The following is an 8,756-nucleotide window of genomic DNA, read 5'->3' as shown; positions in this document are numbered from 1 at the left end:
CGTGCTAGTTGCAGTACTTGTAATAGTACACAAATACTATGATTTAGCGATCGCCTGTGCCAGTTGCGTAAGTCCTGGTGCAGTTAAAATCTAAAATACCAAACATCTTACCGCCTGATGTCCCTCATCTTTTCCAAAATTTTTCGCTTTCCAACTCCAAGGAAAACGGTAGACACCCAGGATTGGCAGTCGCCCACTCCTTAGCTTCTGCAATTAGAGTTTCGTTACCCGAATCGAGGTAGAATTGCATTTTGGCACGTTGCTCTAAGCGATCGCGTTCTTGAGTGCTGAGAATATGTCCTGTGATTACGCAGTATTGGCGAACCTTAGCCTTAGCTTGGGTTAAAGCCATTAGCCGTAATTTTGTCACTCGCTTGAGTTCCTCGATGCGGTAGGAAACATCAGCAGTCTCTTCACCAACAGATACAGTCTGCAAGCCGTTGTTGGGGTTTTGGAGTGATGATTCTGCTGTCACTCTAGCAGGTATTGAATTACCCTCGGATGCTCTGTGCAACCCGTTGTTAGCAATATCCTGTGGTGGTTCTGGTGCAACCGCAGCAGGTATCGAAACTACACCCAGCCCGTTATCCTCCGTGTTAGATAAGTTTTGATTATCAACTTTTGATGATGTGCTGGAGCTACAAGGGTATATAAAATCCTGATGAGAACTGAATTGATTTGATTGTAAAATGTTTATATGAACTGAATTCTCTAATTGATTGCTGGTTTTATTTGAATTAATCTCAGCAGTATTAGAAGAATTTATGAATTCAAGATTTTCCGCAGGCTGGATGACAGCTGAGTCTGACTGAGAAACATCGGGTTGTTCAACAAACCCTGCTGACTCCAGCCCTTGGGGGGCTGTAGCAGCAGGAGGTAAACACTTACAAAAAACCTTCATATAAAAAGAATGAACGTAATTACTTATTCCACAAGGATTTTGAGTATCGTGTTTTACAAACGAGCTTTGAAATTCGTAAAATTGCCCGTTCTCGCTTGATTGATAAGGGTTTAAGCTATTTTCTGCCCAAGGGTCTAAAATGTAGCGTGTGGGATGCCACAAATGTAAGTGCTTTTGTAGTGTCTCTTGAGAGACAGTTTTGTTAAAGCGGCCTTTATACTCAGCACGTATAGCTTTTGCCCGTTCAGTAGCCCCTGCTGGTAACCCACTACTCCACTCTATTGCTGTTACTACTATCTGGATGCGTCTTTGGGCTTGTTGGCTGCGTTCCCAGTTCTGTTGGTGGCGACGGTCAAATGGAATTACGTTATCTTTAGGTTGATCAATGCTGCTAACACCTGCTATGGCTTCTGCAAATGTATTGGCGAATGTACCCAACAGCCGTTCGGGATAACTAACGTATGCACTGTACCATTTGTTACGAATTGTGCATTCTACCCAATGCCGTACTCTAGCTTCGATTTCATGTTGGTGTCGGCAATATTGCTTATAGCCAGGGGCATTAATTGCGGTAGAAAGGCAAAATTCGACTAATTTATCGCCTCTTAAGTCTAGAAAAACGATTCCGTAGCCTGCAAAGATTTGTAGGAGGGTGTTTGTTTGTCCTTGTCCCGTCCAACCGATCGCAATTGTTTCTTCCCAGTTGGCACGCCACTGTGCAGCATCAGCAGACTCTTGCTTACGATATCTCTCCTGTGCAATTTGTTTTTTGGCTTTGTTCGCTACCCGTTTTAATTTGGTTAAATCTTGCCGACTGGCCGCGCGATCGCAATAGTCGAGGAAGATAGAAACTGAGTCGCTAATTGGTTGTAAGTCATCATCAAGTAAAAATGACCCGCTACCCGGTTGCATGGGACAACGGATGGCTTTGTAGTTGGTTATTTGTTTGGCACTATATGGTTTAGTGTTTGGGAAGATTTCTAGGTGTCCTTGGCGCATGATAAAGCCTGCATTTCTCAAAGTAATTTCTAAGGCGCAGGCTATGGCAAAGGTGGGCAGGGGAGATGCAAAGTTTAAAATCAAGTGATAACCACCACTAAAGCTGGACTGGAGAATGACGATATCGACTATGCCAATGTCCTCTAGTGCCGCTTTGATGCGATTTATAGATTCAATGTTATGGTAGTCGCCAAAGAAGTCTAAATCGATAGTGGCGTAACGGGTTGTGTTGTCAAAGCGCAGACCTACTAGTTTTGACTTATCTTGGTGCAGCTTCCACAGTTGGGAAGGTTGCAGGTAGTAATCGATGGTACGCCATGCTGGTTTTGCACCTTCTACTAAAGAAGGGGCAACTATCGCCCCAAATGGATGCCAAAAACGCTCTACGTAGCGTTTACCCAATGATTCTGCGGGCAGGTGGGGTTTGATTTTCTTTTTTACAGGCTGTGAAAGGCTTAATTGGGGCCTGTTATCAACATCTGCCCCGAAATCTTCTTGGAACATGAGTGACTGTCCTGATGGTTTTAGTGCATCAGGTAGCCTCGCTGTTGGTCAAAATGTGTTAGCCTAAATTTGAAATTTTTGTTTTATTAATAAGCGGTTGGTTATCCGCTTGTTGGAGGCGACTGGTAATCGTCTCATGGTTGAAAGCAAACAGAGGTTATACTTGTTTAGGCTTAGACATACGTAGGCTTAGGCTAAGATTTAGTCCAACACGCTTCACCAACAACAATGCGGCTACCCAACTTTTTTTTGAGAGCTATTTAAATAGGTCAGTTCTAGCGAAGTTGTGACTAAATCTAGAAAATAGTTTTGGAATAAGAATGCAAAGCTAGTAACACCTAAAAGTGTCACCAAAAACTGACAGAGGTTAGTACAATGGGTGAAGATGAAATTACACTCCACCAACGAATTTAAAAACAAAAAACAGTCAAATATATCCATACGAGTTCGGCACCCAAAATATGAACTCGTACTGCAATCAGTATTGAGATGCTAATCTATTAGGTAACGTTAAATTGTGGGATAAATTCTCTGCTAGATTAACTGCTCACAGCTACCTATGCAGCACGAATATTATCCTTTTTTCTATTTGTAGACACTTCTATTGCTTGGATTTGGCTCTTATAGTCCTCCCAAGTTTTTTCAAATACGTCAGACTCATACATCCGCAATAAAACTTCCTCTTTATCAGTTAAATTTGGGAGTTTTAACAACTCCGCTAAAGATACCTGAACTGGAAAAACATCCCTAAACTTTTCCATTAAGTGAAGAATTCTTGCTCTCTGTTCAGCAGATGGTTCATCTTGCAACTCCGCATTAATCTGTCGCGGACGTAGATTCACGATTTCTAGGTTCATATTTACTAAATTCCTCAATCCAAACACAACAAATTCATTAGTTATACCAATAACACGCCCCACGATTTCCAACTCTGGCCGCAGTCTTTCCTTAAATTGATATACTTGACCAACTTGGAAACGCCGAAACGGATTGCGATCGCCATTCCGCATCCAAGCGATACCATCACTTATACTACCTATCTCGTCTGCTTCAATCAGGTCTATAACCTGGTCACAGATATCTTGATTGCAAACAAACTTATAAGCTGCATCAATACTCCGGTTAAATTCCGCCTCCAGTGCAACAACTGCCTTAAATTTTTGCCGTTCCCTTAATTGAGAAATATATTCAAATACTTTCTTACCCTTGTGATAACTGCCAACACTTATCCTTAGATTCTCCGACACCTCCTGAATCACAGGTTTACCCTTATTTAATTGAATCTTGTTCTCATCTATCGAAGTGTTCAAATTTGAATACTTCGATTCATTCAAACGACGGGCACTTTCTCGTTGTCTTTCTTTCGCTTGGGGACGAAGTACGCTCTCCCAGTACTGCCCTTCGTGAAATTTCTGGTAATGAGTCTTCCCGCCTTCGCGGTGGAGATTAAAATCAAGCACTAGTTTCAAATCTTCTTCAGGCGAGCCAGACTCGACAAATTCCACTTTCACAGCAGAAATTCCCAACTGGCGGGCTATCTGCAAACGACACTTACCTGCTAAAACGACATTTACACCAGTGCGTGCAGTTACCTTCAAAGATTCCAGAATGCCTTTTTCCGAAATACTTTTTTCCAAAGCCGGACGATCCTCATTTTCACCGTATATTTCTATCAGCTTTGGATGAACTACCAACTCCGCAGGAGAAATATATACAATTGCCGGATTATGCACCTCAGACATATTGATACTCCGGGTTACAAATTGCCTAAAAAAGATAAGTTCAATTTTGAAAAGCTTAAGCAGAAAGCAGGAAAAATCAAGCAGCAGGACTGATGGCACTTTCTCCAGTGGATGAAAGTGCTATTATTAGAAAATAATTAATTTTTGTAAATAATGAACAATTAATTATCAAACAATCTCCCGAAGAGAATTTTCGCAGTAGAAAACTATTATTATTAACCCATTTAAAACCAATTTCATTGAAGAGATATTTTTTGGTGTTATTTTTGGGAAAAATACATCTACCGAAAGAAAGATTTGTAAAACTGGTTAAACTCATGATATGATGTCTCTAGTTAATTAAATTGACAAAACAATGTTCCGCCTTGTTTTACTAACAAGTGGGCTTGTTTTCTCCTCAAAGCCCTGTTTGCACCAGGGCTTTGGGTGGGTTTTTAGAAAAAATGAACGCTACAAAAAAAGTATATCAGGCTTCATTCCATTTGGCAAAATTGTACAGTAAAGAGGGGTAAATTTTTAGATGCCTCATCTTCAGATATTAAATTCTCTTGAAAAACAAGCGCTAGAACACATAGCGGCAACTAGCAGCGATGAAGTTAGCAAAAGAGCTAAAATTCTGCTAGGGCTAAACGAAGGCAAAAAATATGTAGCTTTAGCGCAAGAAATTGGTGTAACCGAAAACTCAATAGCAAAGTGGAAAAAAAGATGGACATCAAGTACCATCTTGTCAGAAACCCAGGACTCAGCGATCGCAAAAGCTAATGAAGTATTAGGTGTCAACGTAGGCAGACCTAAGAAATGCAAAAGTACAGAGGCGAGCAAAATCGTCGAAATTAGCGAATGGAGCAAGAACCGAAAACCTAGCCGTTCCAAGCACCACTACCATATGCAGGTAGCAGAAGAAGCAGCTAAGAGAGGTTTACCAACACTATCGCCAAGAAGTATAGGACGCATTTTAGAAGCTCAACCTTAATAGAAAGAGTCATCAAGCAAGTATTATCCTAGCCCAAGGGAGTAGTTTTGCAATCCCAGTTTTTACCGAGGCTTTTCACCAAATTCTAATTCTAAGCAAGCATTTCCACACACTCGACCACTTGAGCAGAAGTCACTTGTTGCGCGATCAGAAAGTCAACGAGTCCATCAAGTTTTTTACGGTTGTAGACGGTAGAATAGCCTTGGATTCGGCGTTCTTTGCAGAACTGTCGCAGCTTCCGCGCACCTAAATCCAAAAGCTTCTTCCTTTCTTCCTTAACGTCTACCAGCACAAGCTGTCTAGCTTCATCCGCAATCTCAGTTTCAACAACTGGTGGAGCAGTTTCAATAATGGAAGATTCTGGTTGGGATAATTCTTCCCGAACAGAAACAGCACCAACACCAGTCAAATCCCCATAAGTTTCCAAAACTGGCAACTCTTCAGAAATCACCCCAACGCTATTACTAACTTGAAGTGATACTGATTGAGCAGGGATAAAGATAGCGTAAAAAATTGGGAAAATCATCAAAAACAACTCGATTGGAAACAAAACATCGTTAACAGATTGCACAAAAGGCGATATTGCAAAAGCAGACATAATGTGGTTCCTCCATGAATTACTGATGGGCGGCGTTATAGCGACTTACCACCCAGTAGCGGGGGAAACCCCCGTACTGAGTGAAAGCTTTTATACGTATCCCAACTGATAGCAGGAGGAAGGAGGGTAAATTGCCTTTTTAAGCAATTAGATGAAGTAAGTTTTCCAAAATTTGCAGTTGTTAAATTGGAGAAATTACCAGTTCAAGATACAGAAATTGCAAAAATGCGAAATGCGATTTTTCCGGCTTGTACTCGCAGCTTTTAGAAACTTCCTTATTCATCTCAGCACTCCAGATTTTTTACTCTTAAGGTAGTTAACGTAGCTAACCAAGTTGTAGTTATATCTGAGTTCTTGAGGAACGAAAGTTGAGTAAGGATGCAGTGATACACCATCACGGCGAAAGCGATGACAGGGCGCATATATATCAAAAAAGATAGATATTTCATCTCCATCAACTTCGATTTGAGCTATGCCCTTGAGTTCCTTTGCAAACTCTAAAACTCGTCCTGATGCTACATAGTCAAAGACCACTACATTTCGAGTACGGAAATACTGGATGTAAGAAAGAAGTGTTGCTTCCATACCAAGCTCAAGCAGTCTGTCAGAATGTTTAAGCAAGATACCAGAATAAGAAAAAGAAAACTTACGGTTAGCGTATTCATCCCACAAGATAAGATTGCCGTAAAATTTATAAATATTCGCTTGATTGGACGATATTTCTCTATTTAAATTTTCGACAACAGCATCATCTTCAAATGGAAACAACGCCTTACGTTCATCCCATTGTTTATCTGGACAGCAACCATTTTCAAACCATCCATGTGGATGAATCCCACAAACAATATTATTGGCACCATGCAGTAACTTACACCCAGCACATACTCGCAAATAGCAAGAACTAAATTCTTCGCTATTAACTGCATTAATATAGCGCCGATGCATATCTAAATGCTCCTCTAAAGCTTCACAAGGTAAAGGTTTATATGAGGAGAAGGTTTGTCCAATTAATCTGTCTGGATCTGTTTCATCATAGATTACTGCCAAGTCGTCAATTTGGTGAGAACGTAGTTCTTCGTAAAGTACGAATTTCCGATATGGTTCTTCCTCAAATCTACAAATAACCAAGCACTTTGAATCAGGATTTCCCTCAAAATTCATCACCGTGTAAGTGTAAATTGAAAGCAGACAATCAGATTTTTCAGAGTTCTCAGTTTTTGCTAATACAAGCGGTTTTATGTCAGCTATTTTTGCAGTTTCTCTACTCGAATTAGTTTCCTCCGATTCTTCAACAACGCTTAAGAAAGCACCACCCAAGGAAGCAAGAATAATTCCGGTAAAGCCTAATACGATAGCACCAGTGCCAATATATGCAATTTGTTCAGAGCGTTCTTCCTCAACTATTGGGAATCCGCCCCTAGCTAAGTACAATAAGCCCAAACCAGAAAAAGTTGCTACAGTGCCTAAAGCAATAGCAGCCAAAGACACCATTCCAAAAGCAGCATTAAAGTTCCTCAAGCAATTAAACGCAAACTTCTTCAACATAATTCATCCCTCCAAAATGCAGGTCACAAGGTTTTTAATTACTCTCGCCCCGGCACAAATTGGGATTTGCTGAGAACTACGCTACTAACCTACCCCTTACTCTATTAACAATTCCAAAACTATTTAATAGATTTTTAATCGTTAATTTTCAGTCTCAGTAGTAGTTTCATTCCCAATGGTGATAGCAAGAATCGAACTTGCTTTGTTGCTGAAAACAACAATCTAACCGAACTGAAATATCACCAAATCACAATATATAGAAATAACATATCTACTTTCCAAAAGTCCAAGTATTAGTTTCGTTTAATTCCAATTCTTCAAAACAGTTAGCAAAACCCGTAAAATGAAAACATCTTAGCGGCAGCCGAGATATTAATAGTAAAGAAAAATTTTCTAGTTGAACCAACTGTTGTAATCTCAATAAATCATTGCTAAAACTATCGCTCACAAAGTGCAATTTATCAAAGTTATCAATAACAAGTAGTCTATTTAACCCATCAGATAATTCGCTTATGATATTTTGCCAATCCTGCTGGTAGTACAAATCAAAACTCATAGGAATAACATCAAATAGATGAGCCACACTAAAAGGATATTCAAGATTGAGATAAACAGACTTTAAAGTAATATCTTTAAGTAAACAGTTTTTAACAGTAAAAGTCTTACCAATATCCTGTTTACCCCATAAATTAACATTCTTGCCTATATTTAGCTTACCAATCAACCAAGTATATTCTTTATAACGTAACATTACTATCATCCTTTAGAGAAACTATAATTGGTTTGAGATTAAATGTGTGATTTTTTGATTGTATCTTTCTAAACTTTTTCTAGAAAACTTGTTAAATACAATAAAATTATCTAATAAAAAATCAGGTGATTGTGAAAGTCTTAATAGCACACCATCATCACCACTACTGCGATGATAATAATGTACAACAGGTGATTGGATAACTGTCAGGTTATCATTACGAATTGCTCGCCCTGTAACTAGCCCATCCATAATAAATTTAGCGGCAGCAGCTACATTATCACTATCTCGTGCAAAATTTTTGAGATACCAATGGAACTCAATCCACACTGTACTATCTAAACAGAATTCACATTCTCTAACAAATTCACCAATTAAGTTTGTCCAGTACTTCTTAAGTTCAGCACTTGCTTGCCAACTTGACCGTGCCTGGTTAATAATTTCGTTCATACAAGGGGGTAAAGGCATGGTTAGTTCAAATATCATCTTCACCACCATCTTTAAAGTTATTTAAAAATTCTTCAACAACGTTTCTAAATTTCTTGTATGATCTACCATCTTGGCGGGATAAATTGAATACTGCTTTGACAATTTCATCGAGTTTATAGCCCTTTTGATGCAAATTCAAAATTGAGTTTCTCGCTTCTTCATCAAGCTGCACCTTAACCCTCTTTTGTCACTCTCGCCAAAGTATAATTAAGTGCGATCGCAAAAACTAACACAGAGAGTATGGTTGAGCCTCG

The 8,756-nt window shown here is 39.5% G+C and carries 8 protein-coding genes; 1 reads left to right on the top strand and 7 read right to left on the bottom strand.

Annotated features, from left to right (window positions below; all coding sequences use genetic code 11):
* Window positions 1–124: 124 nt before the first annotated feature.
* Together GNE10_RS27990 and GNE10_RS27985 are read right to left on the bottom strand one after the other, a co-directional pair.
* Complete coding sequence (locus GNE10_RS27990) at window positions 125–2,404, bottom strand: hypothetical protein (protein ID WP_185568847.1); 2,280 nt, start codon at window positions 2,402–2,404, stop codon at window positions 125–127.
* Window positions 2,405–2,961: 557 nt separating this feature from the next.
* Complete coding sequence (locus tag GNE10_RS27985) at window positions 2,962–4,146, bottom strand: hypothetical protein (RefSeq protein ID WP_185568845.1); 1,185 nt, start codon at window positions 4,144–4,146, stop codon at window positions 2,962–2,964.
* Window positions 4,147–4,666: 520 nt separating this feature from the next.
* Between GNE10_RS27985 and GNE10_RS27980 the strand changes: the two genes are divergently transcribed.
* Complete coding sequence (locus GNE10_RS27980) at window positions 4,667–5,119, top strand: helix-turn-helix domain-containing protein (protein WP_185568843.1); 453 nt, start codon at window positions 4,667–4,669, stop codon at window positions 5,117–5,119.
* A 91-nt stretch (window positions 5,120–5,210) separates the two neighbouring features.
* Here the strand turns inward: GNE10_RS27980 and GNE10_RS27975 are convergent, their stop codons facing one another.
* The 5 genes from GNE10_RS27975 to GNE10_RS27955 all read right to left on the bottom strand — a co-directional run bounded on the left by GNE10_RS27975 (window position 5,211) and on the right by GNE10_RS27955 (window position 8,674).
* Complete coding sequence (locus tag GNE10_RS27975; protein WP_185568842.1) at window positions 5,211–5,717, bottom strand: hypothetical protein; 507 nt, start codon at window positions 5,715–5,717, stop codon at window positions 5,211–5,213.
* 279 nt (window positions 5,718–5,996) lie between these two features.
* Window positions 5,997–7,262: a hypothetical protein gene (locus GNE10_RS27970; protein ID WP_185568840.1), complete on the bottom strand. Its 1,266-nt coding sequence runs from the start codon at window positions 7,260–7,262 to the stop codon at window positions 5,997–5,999.
* Window positions 7,263–7,533: 271 nt separating this feature from the next.
* Complete coding sequence (locus tag GNE10_RS27965) at window positions 7,534–8,013, bottom strand: ATP-binding protein (protein ID WP_185568838.1); 480 nt, start codon at window positions 8,011–8,013, stop codon at window positions 7,534–7,536.
* A gap of 21 nt (window positions 8,014–8,034) precedes the next feature.
* Window positions 8,035–8,499, bottom strand: a complete 465-nt coding sequence (locus tag GNE10_RS27960; RefSeq protein WP_185568836.1) for a hypothetical protein — start codon at window positions 8,497–8,499, stop codon at window positions 8,035–8,037.
* Entirely contained in the window at window positions 8,489–8,674 is a 186-nt protein-coding gene (locus GNE10_RS27955; protein ID WP_260447064.1) for a hypothetical protein, read from the bottom strand. Before GNE10_RS27955 ends, GNE10_RS27960 begins: the two co-directional genes overlap by 11 nt.
* Window positions 8,675–8,756: the final 82 nt, after the last annotated feature.

Origin of the sequence: Nostoc sp. 2RC, assembly GCF_014222165.1 — a bacterium.
GTDB classification, from domain to species: Bacteria; Cyanobacteriota; Cyanobacteriia; order Cyanobacteriales; family Nostocaceae; genus Nostoc; species Nostoc linckia.
Note: the sequence above shows the minus strand (reverse complement) of the source record. Positions and strands in the feature narration are given on the sequence as shown.